Source organism: Bacillus sp. Y3 (assembly GCF_008123875.1).
Taxonomy (GTDB): Bacteria; Bacillota; Bacilli; order Bacillales; family Bacillaceae; genus Bacillus; species Bacillus altitudinis.
In genome coordinates this window covers 74,193-97,269 of record NZ_VSSC01000009.1, presented here as the reverse complement: position 1 = coordinate 97,269, position 23,077 = coordinate 74,193, and the positions used below count along the sequence as shown (strand labels likewise).

Annotated in this window: 20 protein-coding genes and 2 riboswitches; of the genes, 5 read left to right on the top strand and 15 right to left on the bottom strand. The window is 41.3% G+C overall.

All coding sequences use genetic code 11. The features are described from left to right. Positions 1–99: 99 nt before the first annotated feature. From FXF70_RS17465 to FXF70_RS17435, 7 genes are all read right to left on the bottom strand, one after another. Entirely contained in the window at positions 100–867 is a 768-nt protein-coding gene (locus FXF70_RS17465; RefSeq protein WP_024720482.1) for an ABC transporter permease, read from the bottom strand. Further along, positions 845–1,771, bottom strand: a complete 927-nt coding sequence (locus FXF70_RS17460) for an ABC transporter ATP-binding protein (protein WP_046527090.1) — start codon at positions 1,769–1,771, stop codon at positions 845–847. Before FXF70_RS17460 ends, FXF70_RS17465 begins: the two co-directional genes overlap by 23 nt. Before the next feature lie 126 nt (positions 1,772–1,897). Further along, positions 1,898–3,139 (bottom strand): dicarboxylate/amino acid:cation symporter, encoded by a 1,242-nt coding sequence (locus FXF70_RS17455; RefSeq protein ID WP_025206789.1) that lies wholly within the window; start codon positions 3,137–3,139, stop codon positions 1,898–1,900. 77 nt (positions 3,140–3,216) lie between these two features. After that, positions 3,217–3,351: riboswitch (cyclic di-AMP (ydaO/yuaA leader) on the bottom strand. Positions 3,352–3,414: 63 nt separating this feature from the next. Continuing rightward, positions 3,415–4,437, bottom strand: coding sequence for an AI-2E family transporter (locus FXF70_RS17450; protein ID WP_007496515.1), 1,023 nt, complete (start codon positions 4,435–4,437; stop codon positions 3,415–3,417). 210 nt (positions 4,438–4,647) lie between these two features. Beyond that, positions 4,648–5,916 carry a C4-dicarboxylate transporter DctP gene (dctP, locus tag FXF70_RS17445; RefSeq protein WP_007496516.1) on the bottom strand — a complete coding sequence of 423 codons (1,269 nt, stop codon included), beginning with the start codon at positions 5,914–5,916 and terminating at the stop codon, positions 4,648–4,650. Between the two features lie 124 nt (positions 5,917–6,040). After that, positions 6,041–6,724, bottom strand: a complete 684-nt coding sequence (locus FXF70_RS17440) for a response regulator (protein ID WP_046342720.1) — start codon at positions 6,722–6,724, stop codon at positions 6,041–6,043. Continuing rightward, on the bottom strand, positions 6,721–8,340 hold the full coding sequence (locus tag FXF70_RS17435; protein ID WP_026050048.1) for an ATP-binding protein: 1,620 nt from the start codon (positions 8,338–8,340) through the stop codon (positions 6,721–6,723). The genes FXF70_RS17440 and FXF70_RS17435 overlap by 4 nt, the downstream gene beginning before the upstream one ends. 67 nt (positions 8,341–8,407) lie before the next feature. Between FXF70_RS17435 and FXF70_RS17430 the strand changes: the two genes are divergently transcribed. Then, positions 8,408–9,505 (top strand): TRAP transporter substrate-binding protein, encoded by a 1,098-nt coding sequence (locus tag FXF70_RS17430; protein ID WP_035390390.1) that lies wholly within the window; start codon positions 8,408–8,410, stop codon positions 9,503–9,505. Between the two features lie 25 nt (positions 9,506–9,530). On the opposite strand, the gene FXF70_RS17425 is transcribed toward FXF70_RS17430, so the two are convergent. Next, positions 9,531–10,361, bottom strand: a complete 831-nt coding sequence (locus FXF70_RS17425) for an EcsC family protein (protein ID WP_047946991.1) — start codon at positions 10,359–10,361, stop codon at positions 9,531–9,533. 159 nt (positions 10,362–10,520) lie between these two features. Between FXF70_RS17425 and FXF70_RS17420 the strand changes: the two genes are divergently transcribed. The 4 genes from FXF70_RS17420 to FXF70_RS17405 all read left to right on the top strand — a co-directional run bounded on the left by FXF70_RS17420 (position 10,521) and on the right by FXF70_RS17405 (position 13,288). Continuing rightward, a complete protein-coding gene (locus FXF70_RS17420) occupies positions 10,521–10,781 on the top strand; it encodes a GlsB/YeaQ/YmgE family stress response membrane protein (RefSeq protein ID WP_003214275.1) in 261 nt (86 codons plus the stop codon). Positions 10,782–11,010: 229 nt separating this feature from the next. Continuing rightward, positions 11,011–12,288, top strand: a complete 1,278-nt coding sequence (locus tag FXF70_RS17415; RefSeq protein WP_008346963.1) for an Nramp family divalent metal transporter — start codon at positions 11,011–11,013, stop codon at positions 12,286–12,288. 67 nt (positions 12,289–12,355) lie between these two features. Further along, positions 12,356–12,925: a GNAT family N-acetyltransferase gene (locus FXF70_RS17410; protein ID WP_008346964.1), complete on the top strand. Its 570-nt coding sequence runs from the start codon at positions 12,356–12,358 to the stop codon at positions 12,923–12,925. Positions 12,926–13,024: 99 nt separating this feature from the next. Then, a complete protein-coding gene (locus FXF70_RS17405; protein WP_008346966.1) occupies positions 13,025–13,288 on the top strand; it encodes a hypothetical protein in 264 nt (87 codons plus the stop codon). 39 nt (positions 13,289–13,327) lie between these two features. On the opposite strand, the gene FXF70_RS17400 is transcribed toward FXF70_RS17405, so the two are convergent. The 7 genes from FXF70_RS17400 to FXF70_RS17370 all read right to left on the bottom strand — a co-directional run bounded on the left by FXF70_RS17400 (position 13,328) and on the right by FXF70_RS17370 (position 23,066). Further along, positions 13,328–13,549 (bottom strand): hypothetical protein, encoded by a 222-nt coding sequence (locus FXF70_RS17400; RefSeq protein ID WP_057078442.1) that lies wholly within the window; start codon positions 13,547–13,549, stop codon positions 13,328–13,330. Between the two features lie 71 nt (positions 13,550–13,620). Further along, a complete protein-coding gene (locus FXF70_RS17395) occupies positions 13,621–13,932 on the bottom strand; it encodes a hypothetical protein (protein ID WP_072368456.1) in 312 nt (103 codons plus the stop codon). A 14-nt stretch (positions 13,933–13,946) separates the two neighbouring features. Next, positions 13,947–15,578 carry a T7SS effector LXG polymorphic toxin gene (locus FXF70_RS17390; protein WP_148780846.1) on the bottom strand — a complete coding sequence of 544 codons (1,632 nt, stop codon included), beginning with the start codon at positions 15,576–15,578 and terminating at the stop codon, positions 13,947–13,949. Positions 15,579–15,810: 232 nt separating this feature from the next. Beyond that, entirely contained in the window at positions 15,811–17,532 is a 1,722-nt protein-coding gene (locus tag FXF70_RS17385) for a pyruvate oxidase (protein WP_148780845.1), read from the bottom strand. A gap of 70 nt (positions 17,533–17,602) precedes the next feature. After that, positions 17,603–19,429 carry an APC family permease gene (locus FXF70_RS17380; protein WP_007498061.1) on the bottom strand — a complete coding sequence of 609 codons (1,827 nt, stop codon included), beginning with the start codon at positions 19,427–19,429 and terminating at the stop codon, positions 17,603–17,605. Positions 19,430–19,542: 113 nt separating this feature from the next. Further along, positions 19,543–19,690, bottom strand: a riboswitch (cyclic di-AMP (ydaO/yuaA leader). Between the two features lie 66 nt (positions 19,691–19,756). Then, entirely contained in the window at positions 19,757–21,838 is a 2,082-nt protein-coding gene (locus tag FXF70_RS17375; RefSeq protein WP_148780844.1) for a cellulose biosynthesis cyclic di-GMP-binding regulatory protein BcsB, read from the bottom strand. Between the two features lie 4 nt (positions 21,839–21,842). After that, entirely contained in the window at positions 21,843–23,066 is a 1,224-nt protein-coding gene (locus tag FXF70_RS17370; RefSeq protein WP_394158238.1) for a glycosyltransferase family 2 protein, read from the bottom strand. Positions 23,067–23,077 lie beyond the last annotated feature (11 nt).

The window sequence follows — 23,077 nt, the reverse complement described above, 5'->3', positions numbered from 1 at the left end:
ACTCTGTCTTATTATAAGACAAAATCAGCCGGTTATCGTGAAATACAGACTCGTTTTCACAAAGATGTCACGAATTTTTCTTGTTATTTGACACAATTTTTACACATTTACATCACGCTTCCAAAAAAGGAGCCAAGCAGCACCAACAAAGAAAACAAAATGCGCCCCTACAATGAATAGCGAAAACAGAGGGCTCATGCCCTGAAAGAGCGGCGGACCTTGAAAACTGTATTGTGTGAAGTCCGTATTAGCGAAAAGTAGAATCTTCCCCCACTGATTTTCTAACAGAGACATGATCGACACTAGTGATTTCGCCGCGTATAAGACGAAAAATGAAGTCACAAGTGCAATCAGACTGTTTCTAAACAAACTTGAGCACAGAAAAGCAAAGCTTGCCATCATGACCACTTCCACCCACTGTGATCCAATCACAGCAAATGTGTGCAGAAATAACCGTCCAGTGCTTTCATCAAAATCAGTACCAAAGAAAATAAGGCCAAAAAGAAAAGCGAACACATAATAAAAAACAAACAGGTAAAGGACCATCAGCACAAGAGTGATGTATTTTGACAAGAAAATATGAAGCCTTGTCTTTGGCCGAATCAACAAGAACTTGATGGTTCTTTTTTGAAACTCTGTTGAGATCAATGTGGCGCCAATCACGACAGCGAACACTTGTAAAATAAACACAACATTCGTGGAATAAGCAAAATAGTTCGCGACTGTATCTTGCCCGCCAAGCCCGGAAATGACTCGTTTCAATGCTAGAGCCATCGTCAATTGAAAGACAACAATCAGTCCAAGTGCAATGAATGTGATCTTTTGTCTCGTGATTTTTTTATGTTCATTCTTGATGAGTTGAAGCATCTGCCGTCCCACCTTCCGTCCATTTCATAAAGGCCTCTTCAATTGATTGTTTTTGAGGCGTCATTTCAAGTACATCAAATTCTGCTAAGACAAGCTGTTTATTCAGCTCCGGCACACGGTCTTTATTCAGTTGAACCAGCACATGCTGATCCCTTTGTTCATATGTATATCCTTGCGTATCTAGCCATGAAACTGCCTTTTCTACTGGCTGAATATTCATCAGCACCTGCTCTTTCCCTTCCATGTCGCGAAGGTTTGTATTAGCTTTGATCTGTCCTTTTTGGATGATGATCATACGGTCACAAAGCTCTTCTACTTCATGCAAAAGATGTGTAGCAAATAACACAGAGACACCTTCTTCTTGTACAAGCAGTTGCAAGTGCTCTCGAAACTCCTTCATTCCTGCGGGATCAAGCCCATTTGTTGGTTCATCTAAAATGAGCAAATTGGGCTTATGCAAAATGGCTTGTGCAATCCCAAGCCTTTGTTTCATCCCTAGTGAATACGTTTTGACCTTCTGATGAATGGCGTGCTCCAGACGAACTCTTTTTACCACTTCAAGAATGCGCTCTTCTGAAACTCCATCATGCATAGAGGCATACAGCTCAAGGTTTTCAAAACCTGTTAAATATGAATAAAATTCCGGATTTTCTATGATCGCCCCAACAGATGACATCGCCTTTTGATGATCATCATCTTGAGAATATCCATTTATGATGATCCGGCCGTTGTTTTTTTTCATCAAGCCAACGATCAATCGAATCAAGGTCGTTTTTCCAGACCCATTTGGTCCAAGTAAACCGACAATTTCCCCTTGCCTAATATCCATCGAAATATGTTGCAAAATTTGATGCCGGCCAATTTGTTTATCGACGTTCTCTATGTGTAAAACAGCAGACTGCAAAGTGGTTCCTCCTTCTGATGTAAAACCTATGGCGGCAGTTACGGCCGCTCATCCTGTAAAAAGTATATCACGCTAGACAAGCCGTTCCACGAAAAAAAGGGCTGATCCAGTCAGCCCTTCTTGTTGCTACAGTGATAAGTTAGGTGTTGGTGCTTCCTTCTCATGTTTCTTCTCGGTTTCAGAAACAATCACCGCACATGCTGCGTCACCTGTAATATTGACCACGGTTCTTGCCATGTCTAATAAGCGGTCTATGCCAAGGATCAGCGCAATGCCCTCAACAGGAAGATTCACGGAATTTAAAACCATGGCTAGCATGATGAGCCCTACCCCTGGGACACCTGCTGTGCCAATACTTGCTAGTACTGCCGTTAAGACAACTGTCAGCATTTGAACAAGGGTTAATTCAACTCCATACACTTGTGCGATAAAAATAGTCGCAACCCCTTGCATGATCGCTGTACCATCCATATTAATGGTCGCACCTAGCGGCTGCACAAAGCTTGAAATAGGTTCTGGCACCTTTAAGCGCTTTTGAGCTGTTTCCATTGATACTGGCAGTACTGCGTTACTGCTTGATGTACTAAATGCCACAACCATCGCTGGAGAAAATCCTTTGAAGAATGCCATTGGATTTCGTTTAGCTAATAGGGCAACGGTTGACCCATAGGTCAGGAAGAAATGCAAGATCAGCGCAATTAAGACGACTGAGAAGTAAAGTCCCATCGCTTTCATGGCATCGAGCCCCTGACTGCCAATCGCCGTTGCGATCAAACCGAATGTCCCGTACGGTGCGAATTTCATCACAACACCGACAAGATACATCATTAATTCATTTCCTTGTTCAAACAGCTTCAGCAAACCTTCTGTTTTTTTACCGAGCAAGGCAATGCCGAGACCTAAAAATACACAAAAGACGATAATTTGAAGCATGTTTCCTTCAACTAGAGATTGGACTGGATTGGTTGGAATAATGTTGAGTAGTGTGTCTGCCATTGACGGGGCTTCCTCAGCGGAATATTCTGCCGCTTTCGTATCAAAATTACCGAATGCGCCTGGCTTAATAAGTAAGGCCAATGAAATGCCAATAATGATGGCAAAAGTCGTAGTGAGTAGAAAGTAAGTAATGGTTTTCACGCCGATTCTGCCAAGTTTTTTCGGATCGCCAAGGCCTGCTACACCAAGTGTGATCGAAAAGAAGACAATCGGTACAACTAACATTTTAATCAGGTTTAAGAAGATTTGACCTAGAGGTGTAAATAGATAAGGGTCTAACACTTTGAATACGTTTGGAGCAAAAATGTTGAGTAGTAGTCCTGTGATTGCACCTACAATTAAAGCAATAATAATTTTCGTCGCAAGCTTCAATAAAATCTCCCCTTCCTCGTCAAAAAGGCCCACGAGAGAGTCTTCTCGTGGGCCTGCGTGTCCATACGTGTACCACTGTCTACTCTCTTCACGCTGATGAGGTTAGCTGACGGGTTAGGACGAAGAGATGTCCTTTTTTCTTAAAATAAGAAAAATTCACCCCAAAAACTTGGGTCCCCCATTCCTTTAGAAGGATTAAGCGTGTGGTAATATGATATTTTCATACTATTTATACCTTATTTTTAGAAAATTGTAAACAGGTTCATATGAACTTTTTAATTACTTTCTTCCTTATTCGTGACCTCCAAGATATCTAAGATAAACACAAAGATTGGGATGCCGATAATCAGTCCCCAAATGCCAATATAGTGTTCAGAGAAGATCAGGACAATAAACGTGAAGAAAATAGGGAGCTCTGTTTTAGCTGACATGAGCTTCGGATTTAAGAAGTAGGCTTCAATGGCATGGATGATCACGATCACCAGCACAATATATAGGACGTACATTCCGCCTCCAAGTGTATACGCAATGATGCTAAGTGGAACGAGAGAGATGACCACACCCGCTACCGGAATTAAACCTAACAAGAAGACCATGACCGCTAATCCAAATAATTGCGGGAAGCCCATAATGCCAAGCGCAATTGTCGTTAAGACACAGTTAACTGTTGCAATGATGAACTGTGCTTCAAGTACCTTACCAAATGTTCTGGAAAACTTACGTCCAAAGAAGGCAATTTCATGATAGAACACGGAGATTTTACTCGTTTTGAACTTATTCATGAATTGAATGAGGCGTTCCTTTTCGAACAGGAAGAACATGCTTAATATTAAGGACATAATGACCTGGATACTGAACGTGCTGAAATCTGTTAAGTATGTATAGAGGAAATTAAACCCTTTCTCGAAGAAAGAAGATATTTTGAAATCTCCGAACACATTGGTGACGACGTCAAAGAAGGGTAAATCTTGTGGATGATCTGCAATCTTTTTCCCTAAATGAAATAACTGTTCCACCTGTTTAGCGATGATGGGCACAAACACAAAGCCGCCAAACGTCAATCCACCAGCCAGAAGGATGTACAAAATGGTGATGACTGATTTCTGTCCTATTTTCAGGAAGCGATTTAAAAAGCCTCTTATGACCTCTTCTAACCGGTTCATTAAAAAGGTGAAAATGAAGGTCAGGAGAATTAAATTCATCATTCCTCTTAATAGATATAATGCTGTGGCTAATACTACAAATACTGAAAACCTCTTGACACCAGGTTTTTCGAACAATTTAAAAAATGCCGCCATACGTTACACACCTGCCAGGACTAAAGTCTATTTTTCGTTGGATCTCATATTCATTATATCGGATCTTTCTGTAAATTATATAACAAAAGGTCAATGAGGTCTTACGATTCGTCCTAAATTTATCAAGCTTTTATGTTTTTTTCTTTTTTACACAAGAAAAAACCGAACCCCATGTAGAACATAAGGTTTCGGTTTTTGGTTGTTTTTATACTAAACAGCCTGCTTGATATTTCGCATTTCCTGTAGCGCTGTTTTACTCTTCGCTTCGTCAAATTCCCCTTCACTTTTCGCTACAACAATTGTAGCAATTCCATTTCCAATCAGGTTCGTAATCGCTCTTCCTTCACTCATGAAACGGTCGACCCCTAATAGCAGTGCAAGACCTTCTAGCGGGATAACCTGAAGTGCAGCAAGTGTAGAAGCCAGCACGATAAATCCGCTTCCTGTGACTCCAGCTGCTCCCTTTGATGTGAGCATCAGAACAAGGATAATCGTGATTTGCTGTCCGATGGATAGGTCCACCCCAAACACTTGCGCTAAGAAGACCACAGCCATGGACAAGTAAATGGAGGTTCCATCTAAGTTAAAGGAATAGCCTGTCGGAATGACAAGTCCAACAACCGACTTAGAGCACCCGTAGCGTTCCATTTTATCCATCATTCTTGGCAGAACAGATTCTGAAGAACTTGTGCCAAGAACAATTAAAATTTCATCTTTGATAAAACGGAGGTAACCGAACAAGCTGAAGCCATACATTTTACAAATGATGTTCAGCACGACGAAAATAAACAGGAACATCGTCATATAAACGGAAAGCATCAGACTAGCCAGTGGTTTAATTGAAGCTAAACCGAAGTGTCCAATTGTATAAGCCATTGCTCCAAATGCCCCTAATGGCGCGGCACGCATGATGTAACCAATGATTTTAAAGAAGACAAGCGACAGCTTATCAAGCCATTCGATGATGCCTTTCCCCTTCTCGCCAAGTGCAGCGAGCGCAACACCGAATAAAATAGAGAAGAATAAGACCTGTAAAATATCTCCCTTTGCAAAGGCATCTACCATGTTAGATGGCACAATGTGTGTGACAAACTCCATCCAGTCGATACCCTGTCCCCCGTTTTGGGTATATTGCGAGACATCCCCTTTTTCAAGCTTACTATAGTCAAGACCTGCTCCTGGCTTCATGATATTGACCACAAACAGTCCGATGACAAGCGCAAGCGTCGTCACAACTTCGAAATAGATAAAAGCTTTTCCCCCAACTTTTCCAACCTTTTTCATATCCCCCATCTTGGCAATTCCAAGAACAATGGTTAAGAAAATAATGGGTGCAATGACCATTTTCACTGCATTAATAAATGTGTCACCAAGCGGCTTCATTTCTTTCCCGACGTTTGGCCAAACCATCCCAACAATGATCCCGATAATGACAGCTGCAATGACCTGAAATGTCAGGTTCTTCAATAGCCTCTTCATAAAAAATCAACTCCCTCACCCTTTGATGTAAACGCTTAACTGTTATCTGTAGGTAAATGATAGCGATTTCATCAAAGGCTGTGAAGCTTATGGACATATCGTACATTTTGGTCTTTTTGGTCTCTTAGTCAGAATGTACGATATATTTATTCACAGGGCGTCCGACCCCGCCATATTGCATATCTAATTTCAGCTCGCCTTCTTTTACAAGGAAGTCTAAATAACGGCGTGCCGTAACACGTGCAATCCCAAGTGCATTGGCGACTTCCTCTGCAGACTGCGCTCCGTCTTGCAGACGCATATAGGCTTTAATTTCATTCATCGTATGCACATTCAGCCCCTTAGGAAGCCATGTCTCTTCCTGCTTAACTGCAGGCTTTCGTATGATATCATCGAGCATCTCTTGAGAAAATTCTGCTGCGGTACGAATTTTTGATTTGAACGCTTTATAGCTTTCAAGAGATTCTTTCATCCGTTCAAACTTAAATGGCTTAATGATATAATCTCGGGCACCATTTTGAAGCATGGTGCCGATCGTCTCTTTGTCCTTTGCTGCCGAAATCACAATCACATCCACCTGCATCTTTTGCTTTCTGATGTCTTGCAGTGTTTTGACGCCATCTTTTTTAGGCATATACACATCGAGCACCACAAGATCTGGGCGAATGTCTTTGATCAGCTGGATGCCCTGCTCGCCATTTCCTGCTACAGCCGCAACTTGAAAGCCAGGGACACTCTTAATGAACTCTTTATTGACTTCTTGCACCATCGGGTCATCTTCAATTAATAGCACCTTAATCTGAGTCATCTGTCTCTCTCCTCTATTGTCATTGGGAATTCGATTGAGAAGGTGGTACCAATGCCGATGCTTGATGTGACTTCTACATTTCCCATTCCTTTGTCGATAATCGTTTTTACAATATACAGCCCGTAGCCTGTTCCGCCTTCTTTACCGTGAGTAAAGCCTTTGTCGAAAATATGAGGAATCATGTCCTCTTCTATTCCAGATCCATAATCTTCAATTAAGATCGCGAGGACATCCTCTGTTTGATCAATACTAATAGAAATGAGTTTTGTGTCTCTTTCTACAGTATCATACGCGGCAAAGGCATTCTCGATCAGGTTGCCAAGTAGCTTCGTCATATCATGCTGATCCAGCCGCTCTGGGAAATCGCGCAGACTGCTATTTTCATCTACTTCAACCTTTATGCCTAGCTCCTTGCCCCTTCTTATCTTGCTCATCAATAAACCTGCAACTGCATCATGCTGTATTACACGGTGGAGAAAGTCCGTCACATGCTCCTGTTCTTCGGTCGTTTGAAACGCTAAATCGAGCGCTTGATCGGCTTTCCCCAGCTGAATTAATCCCGCAATTGTATGAAGCTTATTCATATGTTCATGATTTTGCACCCGCAGGCCATCAACGAAGTTCTTCACCCCGGTTAATTCCTCCGCCAATTTGGCCGCCTCTGTCCGGTCCTGAAAAATCGCAACCGCTCCGATGATTTTCTTTTTCATCACAATCGGAATTCGGCTGCTCATGATCCGCTTTCCGCTCATATGAATTTCTTCATTGTAGACAGGTTCTGCGCGGTCAATGATTTCTGGAAGCCTTGTATCTGACAGCACATCCCAAATATTTCGGCCCACTACATCACCAGTCACGCTGAAAATTTGCTTTGCTTTTTCATTAAAAATGGTGATCATGTGCTGGTTATCAATGGCAATGACCCCTTCATTAATGGAATGAAAGGTAGCGGTGCGTTCCTCTAGCATTCTGACAATCTCATGCGGCTCCAGCTTAAACATTTGCTGTTTAATATGACGGGCGAGCAAAAATGAACCGACAAGACCAAAGCTAAGCGTCAGCAAAAGGATCATGAGGATATCCTGCTTCATTTCTCCTAATATATCTGCCATACTCGGTAATGTTCTTCCGACTAGTACAACCCCTGTTTGGTTAAATTTTTCATCCTTTACTGGATAAAAGGCTCTAATGGCTGTGCCAAGCTCTCCCTGTGCTTCTGAGAAATAGATATGCTCTGCAAAGGCAGGTTCTTCATCTGTCCCCTCTGAGCGCTGGCCAATTCTTGTTTTCACTGGATGTGTCAGTCGCACGTGATCCATATCCATGACAACAATGTAGTCAGCATCTTGGATAATCCGAATCTCTTCAATGGCATGCTGCAAACGCGCACGCTCCTTTGTCTGATCATCCAATGCCTGCTTTACCTCATTCATCTCAGCTACTGTTCTTGCCGTGTTCATGAGCCTTTTTCGAAGTTCTCGTTCCTCTGTTTGCTGAATTCCCCCGACCAGAACAATTCCTCCGATTAAAAGGGCAAAAATGACAACGAAATATGTGAGGATGGTGAGCTTCCATCTAATAGATAATTGTTGTAATTTCAGTCGATTTCTCATCATTTTTTCACCTGTATCTTTACGAATTCTTCCTCTGTCAAGTATCCTTGACATAAGGGGGATCTGACGCATGAAGAATTTACTCGCCTATACGCTATTGCTCATCATCGGTTTTGTAACCGCTTTATACTTTGGTTTTTATCATATGATGCCTAAATCAGCGACGACCTTCGACGATGAACAGACTGGGCTGAAGGATCAGCTTGTGTTCAAATTCAGCCATGTTGTCGCAGATAATACCCCAAAAGGGCTGGCTGCAAAGAAATTTGCTGAGCTTGTTCATGAAAAATCCGACGGCAGGATCAGCATTCAAATCTTTTCAAACGGGAGTCTTTATTCTGATATCGAAGAAATTAATGCACTAAAAGAGAATCAAGTTCAATTTATTGCTCCGTCTACGTCAAAGCTCGGCATGCTGTCCCCTGAATGGCTGGCACTTGATCTGCCCTTTGCCTTTTCTAACTACGATGCTGTCCAAGAAGGGTTACATGGTGCGATTGGACAGAGACTGTTCGGCACACTGCAAAAAGACGGACTAAAGGGAATGGCCTACTGGACAAATGGCTTTAAGCAAATCACTTCGAATAAAGGCCCAATCAAGCAGCCTAGTGATTTAAAAAAGCAATCTCTCCGTATTATGCAAAGTGACATGATTGAAAAACAATTCAAGCTTCTTGGCGCAAAACCCTATCAGGAATCGTTTAATTCAACATTTCAGCTGCTAGAAACAAAAAAAGTAGACGGTGAAGAAAATACAATTTCAAATATTTATTCAAAAAAATTCTATCATATACAAGACTATATGACGATCAGTAATCACGGGTATTTAGGGTATGTCGTCTTAACGGATCAATCTTTTTTTGATCGTCAGACACCTGAGACGAAACGAATTTTACTCGAAGCGATGGAAGAAACAACGGCATGGAACGAAAAACATGCCGAACAAATGAACAAGGATCAGCTGGAGGAAATTAAACGCGAATCTCCAATTGCCATACACGAATTAACACCAGCAGAGCGGCAAAAATGGATGAAAGCGCTCGATCCTTTGTATGATGAAGCAGAAAGGATCATCGGTTCCACCTTGATCAAACAAATCCGCGAGCTCCGGGCACGCTATGAATATTCTCCGATTCAAGCGTTTGAAGAAGATGCTGAGACCAAATAAAAAATCCCTTTAGAGAGGGATTTTTTTATGCGCCGGAGTCACGCTGTTCTTGCTGAGCGAGCTCCTCTAATCTTGATAATATTCTGCGCTTTCGATATTGCATGATGCCTGTTTCAGCAATTCCTTTTAACTGTGAGCGGTTGGACGCTGCACCAAACAAAATCCCCGCAATTGGAACAAGTTGAAACAGCTTCTTCCAACCAAACGAATCACGGTAGTTATATACGACCTCACGCCATCCTTGAATTTGAGAGATCATGTTTTCGTGCTTCCCTTCTGATGCATGATAGCTCTTCAGCTCTTTTAATATTGATTGTTTCCCAACAACGTCAGCAGAATTCAGCTGTAAACATTTAATGATAAAGACTCGTTCTTCTTTATTTTTCGGATCATAGCCATAGGTGACGGCGATATCCTGTAATGTTTTTAAAGAGAGACCGAGGACAGCCGGAATATCTGCCGCTAATGTAAACATACCTCCGACACCTGTTGTCGCACCTTGTACAGTGGCGAGGTTTGTTCGGTTTTTCCCCATCTGATCACTAATGGCATCCATGACCTCGATCGGAGCCGCCTCAATATCTTCAATACGCTGAATCGATTCATCGGCACATTTCTTTTGAAATTGATGAATAATGCCTTTCTCTGACGTCAAATAGACACCGCCTGATTGAATGTAGTGCCCCATCTCATCTAATAACACACCGATTTTCTTTTGAATAAAGGCAGGGGTCAGCTTGTCCAGCATTTGAAATGGAAGCCGGCTAAGTTTCTCCCAAAACCATACCTTTTGCTGGTCTTTCTCCCACTTTTCAATCTCTTTTAATTGTGCTTTTAACCACTCTCTTTCCTCCATGCGATTTGCCTCCTTAGATGCCGTTCAAGTATATGTCTGTTATTATACACAATCCTTGTCCATCATACGTATCGAACATTGAAGTGGTTCCGAAAGGTTTTAATCTCTTTTAAAACGGTTATTGCTTAGTAAACAATAAACAAAAGAGGAGTGATCAACATGTTAGGATTTCTGATTTCATTAGTTGTGGCGATTGTCATTGGTCTCATTGGGAGTGCACTCGCTGGAGGCAGTGTACCAGGAGGCTGGATCGGTTCAATGATTGCCGGGCTTGCAGGTGCTTGGATTGGTCATGGATTACTTGGAACGTGGGGTCCTAGTCTGGCAGGATTTGCGATCATTCCAGCGATCTTAGGAGCAGCCATTTTTGTCATTATTTTAAGCCTGATCTTCCGCAGCGTTGGATCAAGGGTTTCTTAAAAAACGATAGAAAAGAAGAGGAAGCAGAGGATGCACCGCCTAAGATAAGAGGCGGTGTTTTTTATGTTTTGATTGACAAGGTATCTATTTTTTTCACTTACATATGATAAACAAACCTATTAGTTCAGATAGTTGACTTTTCATGAAGATGGGCATATGATGATTAAAAATTGCATCGAGGAAACTTTTTGTGCCAAAGCAAAACTTTGTAGAATCTAGGTGATGACATATGACAAACAAATACATCGAGGCACAAGCCCACATGTCAGTGGCAGCGGAGCGTGCACTTGAAGGAAAGGTGAAGGGTTTTAGAAGGCTCCTTCCTTTTCTCGGGCCTGCTTTTATCGCAGCCATTGCCTATATTGATCCAGGAAACTTTGCGACCAACATTGCGGCTGGCTCGAAATATGGCTATCTTCTGTTATGGGTCATTCTCATATCCAATCTCATGGCCTTACTCATCCAGTCTTTGTCTGCAAAGCTTGGAATCGCAACAGGGAAAAATTTACCTGAAATTGCGCGAGAAGAGTTTCCAAAACCAGTCTCGATTGGTTTATGGATTCAGGGCGAGCTCGTCATTATCGCCACAGATTTAGCCGAATTTATCGGGGCTGCCCTTGGTTTATACTTACTCTTTCGTATCCCGCTGCTTGAAGCATCGATTATTGCAGCGATCGGTTCTTTTGCCATTTTAGAGCTCCAAAGGCGAGGTTATCGAGCGTTAGAAGCAGGAATTACCGGCATGCTGTTTGTTGTCGTGATTGCTTTCGCTGTACAAACCTTTGTCGCCAAACCTGATCTTGCAAGTGTCGCCGGTGGACTGTTCATTCCAAGGTTTGAAGGGACAGACAGCGTACTGCTTGCCGCTGGTATTTTAGGCGCTACGGTGATGCCGCATGCGATCTATCTCCATTCAGCCTTAACGCAAAGAAGAGTCGTCGGCAGAACGGAAAAAGAGAAAAAGCTGATTTTTCGTTTTGAGTTTTTAGACATCCTCATTGCGATGGTAGTTGCTGGCGCCATCAATGCCAGCATGTTGATTGTAGCAGCTGCTTTATTTTTTAAAAATGGTCTTTTTGTTGAGGATTTAGATGTAGCATTTCAGCATTTTGGCACTCTCGCAGGTCCTGTATCAGCGATCTTATTTGGTGTAGGTCTGCTTGTAGCCGGACTTTCCAGTTCTTCTGTCGGTACACTGTCAGGCGATATTATTATGCAGGGTTTTATTCAGTACCGAATTCCGCTATATGTCCGCCGGCTGATTACCATCATTCCCCCTATTGCGATCATTGCATCTGGGGTCAATCCGACATCTGCGCTTGTGATGAGTCAAGTGGTCTTATCCTTTGGCATTGCGTTTGCTTTAATTCCGCTCATTTTGTTTACAAGTAAAAAACGAATTATGGGCGATTTGACGAATGCTCGCTGGGTGACCGGAATATCTTGGGTGATAGCAGCTCTTGTTGTCGCACTTAATCTGTTTTTAATTGTGGATACGTTTATGTAAAAGACAGTGATCAGGCTGTCTTTTATATCGGGTTGTGGTAGAATTTCCCTTGAAAGGATGTGATCACATGTTTTTTTATCAGGATCAAGATCTATCCATGCGGCTACTTGAACCAAGAGACGCGAGAAGTCTGTATCTGCTCATCCAACGCTCAAGAGAGCACTTACGTGAATGGATGCTATGGGTCGATTCCACACAGACAGAAGAAGACAGCATGGCGTTTATTCAAGGTGCCATGCAGCAAGCTTTGCAAAACAATGGTTTTCAGGCTGGCATCTGGTCACATGGAGAACTCGTTGGTATCATTGGCACCCACCAAATTCATTGGATTAATCGGACGGTTTCCATTGGCTATTGGCTCGGGGAAGGCTATCAAGGAAAAGGCATCATGACAAAAGCATGCAAAGCGGTCATTCACTATTTATTTGAAGAGTGCGGTCTGCACCGCATTGAAATAAGGGCCGCTGTTGATAATCAAAAAAGCAGACGCATCGCAGAGCGTTTATCTTTTTCACTTGAAGGCATATTAAGACAATGTGAATGGCTGGGCGACCACTTTGCCGATCACTGTGTGTACGCACTTTTACAGCCTGAATATATGAAACAAAAAACAAATTCGATCAATCAGCCCACTTAATTGTGTCGATTGCATGAACTATTTTACAAAGTGAAGCTTTGTAGTATCCGTTGTGATTGGCATCTGATAAAATAGAAGGAAAAAATCGAGGTATGATGTATGTCTCTTATTATTTTATTTTACTTATGGATTGTCCCTTTATTATTTGGCATTTTCTTCTCATTCCTAACAAAGAAAGCCACATACAAACGCCGCTTTGTCCCATCATATAGCATGGCAGGACTCAGCATCGTATTTCTTATTCTGGCACTCGTCTTTTCAGCCAGTCATTTTCTATTCATTTGCGGTATGTTCCTATTTGCCACAACACTTGTCGGCACAGGCATTCCGTTATTTTTAGCCTTTACCAAAACACCTTCATAAACAAAACCACCTTTTCGCAATGGAAAGGTGGTTTCTTTTTTATTGATGAGGCATTCGGTACGTAATAGATGCACCTTGATTTTCTTCAACCGACTTTACAATGTCTTGCAGAATCTCTGCTGCTCGATCGCTTGAGTCATACTTGCCGAGAGTTTTTGTCCAAGAATCATTTCCCATGATCCCTTCAATTTTTTTACCCTGTACTGTGACTTCATTGACGTGGACCAGACTTTGCTGGTTTTGTGTGAAAATCCATAACATGGCTGATTCTCCTTTTATGTGGTGATTGGATTAGATTAACATATTATTATTAGTTAAATAGATCATAAAATTTAATCTTCAATATAGCTTTCTGCTAGATCAATATCTTGTTTCATCTCTAATTCAGGATATTTTTTATCCAACCTACGCAAACATTTAATTAATTCCTTACTTTGTAAAACTTCTGATATGTCTTCAAACACTTCACTTATCCAATATAAATCTTCTTTACTGCAACGTTCTAAATATTCCAACGTTCTCTCTTCGTTTTCTCCGAGAATTTCTATTATTTCATCCCAACTCTTCTGTATACCGTAATCATCATTTAAATCTAATTTTTTTCTTTTATCTAATACTCTATTTAATGTATTTTCAATGTCCATGTTGATCCTCCACATTAAGGTTGTTTTGTAGCATCCGGAAAAATAGTTCCTACTTCTCCATTGGTTTTAATAACTCCAACTCTTACTCCTTTATATTCACCAAAGATAGCCACTCCATTTTCCACTTTAGAAAAATCAGGTGACTCAACAATTTTGGCACCCGCTGCCGCAATATCAGATTCTGTCCAGTTTTCTGGGAACCAAGATTGGTTAGAACCTGTTCGTTTTGCTTTCACCTTATGACCAGGCACATTCCCTATCCTAACACCGTTCTCATATACTTTATTTATATTATATTCTATATTATTTTCTTGTAAGAATTTTATATTGTGTTGTCCGTGTCCTCCACCCTTCATTTTTGAAATATCCCCTGTTTTAGGGTTTGTTGTGAAATCTCCTTTATTAGAATGTTTAATGCTATTTTCAGGTATTTTACTTAAACCACTTGTTTTTTTAATCCCCATCTTCCCATGAAACCCTTTCGCCCCAAACGGCAAAAGCATGCCCAGCGCCGCATTCATACTCGCTTCCTGCTGTTCTTTCGAGACTTTATTTCCAAACATATCTCGACCCGTAATCGCTTCGCTGAAGCCGTTTGTTGCGATGAGGCCATATAAGCCTTTTTGAGACGTTTTCAGGGCGTCAAAGGATTTTTGTGATGTCTTGTAAATGTCGACTGCTCTGACTGCGGCGGACGTGGCTTGAGTCGTTTTATAGACGGCTTTTCCGCCTTTGAAAATGCGTCCTGCCCAACCGACGATTGGGATATAGCCTGCTGCTGCCATGCCACCTGCAGCGACTCGTTGGCCTGCCGTGAGTTCCTCGCCTGTTATTGGATCAATGCCTGTTGCTGCTCGTTTTGCATCATTCACACCGGTTAGCTCATTGACAATGTTTCCCCCATAATCAAGGGCTTTTTCATACCAAGGACGGTTGGCGAGCGCTTCTTGTTCCTTTGCGATCTTGCGGGCTTCTTCTTGATCTTTTTTGATTTTTAGATATTCAGAAGTTTGCTTCTCAATATCGCTTTTTGCCTTGTAGATTTCGCTATTTTGATACGCTTTCTTGTCAAAATTCATAGGCGAAATGGATTTTCCGTCATTTGTCGCATTCATCATTTCTGCGTACAATGCCATTGTAGCCTGCTGCTCCGTCTCTGACAAAGCATATTCATCTTTTAGATTTTGATCAAGTTCTATTAAATCTTTAACCGTTTTCTTCCGTTCATCTTCCGCATCTGCAATCTTTTCGTCAAAGGTTTTACTATCAAATACCTCCAGAGAAATGAGGTCATCAATATCTTGAAAAATCGTTTTGAGTGCCTTTTTTTGATCCTTCACGATGCTTTTGGCGTTTTTGATGCCCATATGTACAGCGTTGTCTAAAAAGTGTTCTTCTACAAAGGTATCGCCGCCAAAGTTTGTATCATCAAGCGTTCCAGAAACACCTTCATGAAAGGCTTTTTGCTTATCAATAAAGCTGATGAACATGTCCACATTTCCGGCGAGTTCTTTGTAGAAGCTTTTAATATTATCGGCACCTTTTCCAGTAAAGTCATCACCTAGATTCGCCACGCCCTGTAGCGCTTTTTTTAAATCAACCATTTCTTCACGGAGTGCCTGATAGTGTTTCGCCCTTGTATCCATGGCACTGGTTAGTGCTTTTGCATCAAGTATCTTACCCAGAAAAATCCACTCCCTCCATTATTGATCATAAAGTCTATTTTACCTTTCTCATCGAATTGGAAAAATAGGCTTTAAGTTACAAAAATCCAGTCTGTATATTTTTATACAAAAGAAAACAAGTGACAATTGAAATGTTTTTCCTTGTTCAACAAAAAAGTCAGTCCCCCTAATTGGAGGACCGACTACCTGCTGTTTAGAAAAAGCGTTTGAGGCTTTTCTTGAGTGGAGGGATATCCAGCTCACCTTTTTCAAAGAATTTTTTCAATAAATATTTACTAAAGCCTGCTGCTTGTGTGTATGTGATTTTACCAGGTAACGGTGGTTCATTGGTCACCGCAACATCAATGATCACAGGTTTATCAGCTTGAAGTGCTTGATCAAAGGCTGGTGCTAGTTCTTCATGTGATGACACCGAGATTCCTTTACCGCCGCATGCCTCTGCAAATTTTGCAAAATCAATATCTTCCAGCTCTATACCATAGTTGATGTTGCCTTTTACCTGTTGTTCATATTCAATCATACCAAGGTTGTTGTTGTTTAAGATCACAACGACAATTGGCAGTTTATATTTTACCGCCGTCACAAAATCTTGCATCACCATTGTGAAGCCTCCGTCACCACAGACAGCAATGGCTTGGCGGTTTGGTTCGTTTAATTTAGCTGATATTGCGCCAGGTAAACCACAGCCCATTGTGGCAAGCCAGCTGGAAATAATGAAATCCTGCTGTTTCATTTCGAAATGACGTGCCATCCATACCGTCACATTACCGACATCAACTGAAAGAATGGCATCATCATCTACCGCTTCTTCTAATCTAGCGATGACTTGCTGCGGTTTAAGCGGTGATGTGGCAATAGATTTTTCCTTATCCATTTCTTCTCGCCACTTCATCATATGCTCTGTACAAGCTTCAAGGAAACCGCGCTGCTCTTTATATTCAATATAAGAGGTTAGTTCATGAAGACCATTTTTACTGTCACTTACAATCCCCACTTCTACTGGATATCTTTTACCTATCTGATCCGGTTTGATATCCAATTGAATGGCAGGTGTGTCTTCCGGTAAGTAATCCCTATATGGGAAGGAGGTTCCAAGCATGATTAATAAATCGCACTCTTCCATCGCTTCATATGCAGGCTTCGTCCCGATCTGACCTAGGTTCCCTAAAAAGTATGGATGCCTGTCTGGAACAACACCTTTTGCAGGAAGTGTAATGACGATCGGCGCAGCTGCCTTTTCTGCAAACGAAAGAAGCTCTTCTTTTGCATTTCTTAATCCTTTTCCTGCTAAGATGACTGGCTTCTTCGCATTGTTAATGAGTTGAGCAGACTTTAGCAGTTGATCTTTCTTGGGCCGCACGTCTCCCTCTACGTAAAGAGGTGATGTATAAACGGGACTCCGCTTAATTTTCTGAGAAAATAAATCATCTGAGACAGTGAGAACCGCCACCCCTTTATGGGTATAAGCAGCTTTGATTGCTTGATTCAATAAGTCAGGCAGAGCTTCTGCTGTTTGTACTTGCTGATTAAAGACAGCAACATCGTCAAACATCCGCTCTAATTTGATTTCTTGAAATGCATCTCTGCCTACTTCAGTTGAGGCAACCTGCCCTGCTATCGCTAATACAGGTGCACCATCCGCTTTTGCATCGTATAGTCCATTTAATAAGTGGACAGCACCTGGCCCAGCAATTGATAAACAAACACCAAGTTTGCCTGTTAGTTTCGCATCAGCTGCTGCTGAAAGTGCTGCCACTTCTTCATGTCTTGTTTGTATAAATTGAATTTTGCTTGATTCATGCCTTAGTTCTTCGATTAATTCGTTAATACTGTCGCCGGGCATTCCATAAATATGTTTCACGCCCCACTCTTCCAATAGCGCTGTTACTTCTTTTCCTGCGGTTCTTTGCGGCATGTGAGAAAACTCCTTTTTTCTTACTCCATACCACCGCACCCTTTTGATCAAACGTTTCAACTTGCTCTTGCTACTTTTTAAAGTGATATGGAAGAGTGGCGACAACAATATCCCGTTTCCATAATAAACGGAATCTTAATAAGAAAGCAGATTGATTGTGCAAAATGGTGTGCCATCTTTTTTTCGGAATAAATTGAGGGACGAGCACCATCACTCTATATTGATGTGCATTTGCTTTCGCTTCAATCGTTTCAAGAAATTTATCAAGCGGGTGAATGAGACTTCGATAAGACGAATGTAAAATCACAAGACGCACATCACTATTCAGCTTTTCCCAATCAGCTTCAATTTTCTTGTCTTTCTCTTTATCAAACGATACATGAACCGCTATGACCTGGTCTGATAAGGATTTTGCATATTGCACAGATTGTTCGACGACACGTGTGACACCTGCTATTGGGACGATGACCACATTTCCTTTGATTTCGACAGGCTCGGTTTCATTCAATAAACGTAATTGTTCTCCAACAGACAGATAATGTTTCTTAATAGAATGAAAAATAAATAGAACAATTGGCATGAAAACAAATACTGGCCATACAAGATGGAACTTGGTCAAAATGAGAATCATGAAAACCGTAAATGAAATAAGTGCTCCCACGATATTGATAGGCATTTTCACTTTCCATCCCTGTGGTTTTTCACGAATCCACTTTACACACATACCTGTCTGAGACAAGGTAAATGGAATAAACACACCGACAGCATAAAGTGGAATGAGGTGTTCCGTTTTCCCATCAAATAACCAAATAAGCAGCATAGAAGCTACACCTAAAAAGATAATACCATTGGAATAACCGAGCCGATCTCCTCTCACTGTAAACATGCGCGGCATATATTTATCTTTTGCTAAGTTGACAGCCAATAATGGAAAAGCTGAAAAGCCTGTGTTTGCCGCTAATATTAAAATTAATGCTGTGACAGCTTGAATGACATAGTAGAAAAATGTCCGTCCAAATGTGTCTGATGCAATCTGTGACACAACCGTTTCTTCTGGCTTTGGCGAGATGCCAAAACCAAACGCAAGCAATGTCACTCCTACAAATAGAACGGCCAGTAATCCCCCCATCATCAATAAAGTTCTCGCTGCATTTTGTGCAGCTGGTTTTTTAAAGGATGGAATTGTATTAGAAATCGCTTCAACACCAGTTAAAGCAGAACAGCCAGACGAAAATGCCTTTAATAAAAGAAATAACGTGATGCCTGATACATGTGTGCCAAATGCTGTATGTTCAGGTGCTGGCGGCACTTGCCCAGTTAATAGTTTAAACCCGCCCACCCCAATTAAAATGAGCAATGAAAAGACAAATAGGTACACAGGATAAGCCAAAATAGATGCCGACTCTGTCAGTCCACGAAGGTTTAACACCATAATCACTAGGACCAATACGATTGAAATCATGACATGATATGGATATAGAGCTGGAAAAGCCGATGTGATCGCATCGGTCCCAGCAGAAATGCTCACTGCTACGGTTAAAATGTAATCGACGAGTAATGATCCACCAGCAACCAGCCCTGGTTTTTCACCTAAGTTTCTGCTGGAGACGACATACGCCCCGCCGCCTTCTGGATAAGCATAAATAATCTGGCGGTAAGATAGAATTAACGCCATTAAAAGGATTAATACACAACCTGCAATCGGGAGTGAGTACCAAAACGCTGCCGCACTGACAACTGATAGAACAATCAAGATTTGTTCTGTACCGTATGCGACTGACGACAATGCGTCTGATGACAATAATGCCAAAGCTTTGATTTTTGATAGTTTTTGTTCTCCTGCTGCCTGTGATTTTAATGGTTTACCAATTAAAATACGCTTCATCAAACTGTACATGTGTTGCCCGCTCCTTTAGTGTCAAACGATTTGAGTTACAAAATTTTGGATCGCCAAAAAGACACAGAGGCAATAGAATGCCCCTGTGCCTATTGTTTAGATCACAGGTTGGTCTTTGCTCTCTTTAACGCTTACGAGGTTAGCTGACGGATTCGGGCGCATGAGATTTTGCCCTACCTTAAAAGGATTCACCCCACGTGGTGTTTTATACCACCACAATTGGTTCCCCCGCTCATCGAAATGATTCAGCGATTGGTCTTTTATAAAAGAGATCATACTCCCGTTTGACACCAAAGTAAAGAGATTTTTTCAAGGTCTTTTGATCGTTTAGAACTCAGTCTTTTTACGGTTTTTTCGTACGAAATAGACAATCATCACAAGCACAAAAAGGATGAGTGCAGCGATACACGCAAAGTAAATCCAAGACTCGCTGCTGCTTTGTTTTTCACTTGTTTTCAGACTGCTCGATGTGCTGCTGACGGATTGATGATTAGAAAACACGCCTTTGTTTTTACTCTCTATTGCAACTGTTGCTTTTTCTGTATTTGTTTGAAGAAATTGCATCACTTCATTTGACACGTTAGCTTCAGCTGCAGTCATTCCTGAAAAGACTGTCATTGTCTGTTCTTTATTCCAAACAGATGGCTGCGTCCATACAATTCGGGCCGTTGTTTCGTTGATCATTCCGAAAGAAGATACATCATACTGATCCTTTTTCACCGGAACAACGAGATCGGCTGCATTTTCTTTCAGAAGAGAGAATGTTTGAATGCCTCCGATGAAAATGAGAGGGTGATTTTTCAATTGTTCATTTGTCACTTGAGATGCTTTCATTAAATGATATTGAGCTACTTCTGGCTGACTAAAAGATTCCGTCAACATGGTCATTTGATTGATTGTTTCACGTTTGATTTGATCTGGTATGATGATCAATGTATTTTTCGAACTGAACGGGAGCGGCCATGCGGCTAAATCTGGCTTTTCACTCATTGTTCCTTCTGGTATTTGAAGAGAACTATTTTTGTCAATGAATATCCAGCCTTCTTCATCCGTATGTCTGCAGGATTCCATGTTTTTAAAACCACTTGTGACAAATTGCAAATCAATATATTCATTTTTTTGAAGTATCTTTGAATCTACTGGAATCGAGACATGATAGAATCCATTCGTATCTTTGTTGCCTAGTTTTGTTAAGGGTACGTCGTGCGGTTCGTCATTGATCATAACAGTTAACCGTTCTGTTTTGCTTGCTGCTGTATCAGATTTTTTGAATGAAAGATTGAGCTTTGCACCAGATTTTTGGTTAGCCAGTAGCGCTTTCGGATAATAGTAGTGGTCGGATGCCGTCTTGTTGGTCCCAACCGTGACATCATCTCCGCCAAAATCTTTCAAACGAATCTTGTGAGATGGTTTAGACGTTTGAGCTGCAGTCTTTTGAATCAGTAAGTCCGTTCCAGTCAGTTGACCCGTTAATGCTGACTGAGTCAGAACGTTGATTTTTTCAGCAATTGTCACAGGTTTTTCCGCTGTCACAAATAAAATGGGCTGTTCTGTTTTCTTTGCTGTCAAAGTTCTCATCGCTAACGTAAGATGACTGCTTTTCGTTTTAATTCCTGCAGCTTGTTCAATCGTTTTCATCAGTCCATCCCAGCTTCCTTTAGCTCCCACAGCAATCGTTGGGTGCGTCACTTGCTTGATGTCCTTTTCTTGGATAAGTTTGATCTCTTTTTGGCGATCTTTGTTTTTCAACGTACGGTATACTTTGATGGCTGCTTCTAATTCAGCTCCATCCGGTGAATTAGGAATGACAATGTCTGTCTGTTCTTTCTGATCACCCGTTTGAATAAAAGGTGATGGAAAGTTGTCTAATGCGAGGTCTTTCTTTTGAATTCCTTTGAATACAAGTTCACTTTCAGGATACACTTTTAGCCAATTAGCAGGTGTCTCTTGGTTGATACACACGCCTTCTTTTAAGACACCATAAAATGTGACCTGAATGCGGTGAGTACCTTTTTTCAATTGTGCTTTGTTCAACTTGATTTGAATCGACTTCTTCTGGTTTTTCCCTGATACAGGGATGGTCTTTTCGATCTCTCCATCAATCATAACAGTGAATGAAGAAGGTGAAATCAATAATGGTGAAGCCTCTATATTTAACGTCAATGTGCTTGACTCTGTTTTTTCCTGATCCACTTGATAGGTAAATTCAGTGCGGTCTTCTTGTCCATATAAGGTCACTACGTCTTCTGATAGATGCTGCGTTTTTGTTTTGCTTTCTTTTGAAGAATGAACCCAATCATCTTTGACTTGAACTCGGTTGGATTGCGCCATTGCTTGACCTGCCATGAAAAAAGGCTGGATCGCTAAGGATAATCCTAATATATAAATCAACCATTTTAACGATTTCAATATGTCACCCGCTTTTCTTTTGTTGTTGATTGTAACGCTCGGTTTTGTACCATTTCACTTCTTGTTTCAATAATCGGCTTTTCGCCTCTACACATAAGGAGTACACAACAAGCGCAATCCATACTTGGGAATAGGTAAAGTACATGAGAATCACAATGAGAATGTTTTGTTTGGTCAGCTCTGTTTTCTCTATGCTTAACGTAATCATCACTTCTGTTAAAAAGAGGAAGAAGGCTAAGCCCCATAGAATGAGTGCCACAGCTCCCACAGATAAGTGAAGATCAACGAATAAGTTTACGATAAAAATGCCGTTGGAGAGCAGTACACCAAAGAAAAATAAGAAATACGTAAAGAAAAAATAAAATAAATCGAAAATCATTCGTTTTCGTTTTAATTTCATAAACTGTCTTAAAAATTTGAGCACAACATATTGGTTGCCTCTAGCCCAACGTGTTCGTTGCCGCCACCAGACTTTCCATGTTTCAGGCTCTTGTTCCCATGTAATCGCAGCAGGAAAGAACCGAATCACATAGCCCAGGTTATACACACGAATCGTTAATTCAGTGTCTTCAGCTAGTGCATGGACATCCCAGCCGCCAAGCTCTTCTAAAATGTGCCGGCGGATCGCAAAGTTGGTGCCTGGTATTGTCGCAATGCCAAACCATTTCCATCTCCCGCCTTGCGCCATCCACTGGAAGCAGATCGTTTCTATGTTAATGAATTTTGTCAGGAGGTTTTTGGCTGCATTGATGACCCTGAATTTCCCGACAACAGCACCTGCTTTAGGATCATTCAATAATCCAAGAACCAAATGGTAGACGGCTTTCTTTTCAGGCATATTATCTGCATCGTATACACAAATAACGTCTCCTGTCGAAGCCTTCAAGCCTTCATTCAGTGCAGTAGATTTCCCCTTTCCTGCAAATGGCGGTTTTGTTTCAATCATATGGACATGATCGTATTGCTCACTAAATGATTGCACAATCTCCCCTGTACAATCAGAGGAATTGTCATTAATCACAATGATTTCAAGAAGGTGTTTGGGATAGGATAACTGGACCATGGCTTTTAGCGTCTGCCGAATGACCAATTCTTCATTATGTGCTGGAATGAGAATGCTGACGGTCGGCAGATCTTTCCCTTGTTTCGTCCATTTAGGCAGCACTTTTTCGTAAGTTAAATAGTGCTGAAAGCCTCCCTGCATCAGAAACATATGATATAGGAGCATGATCCAAATCA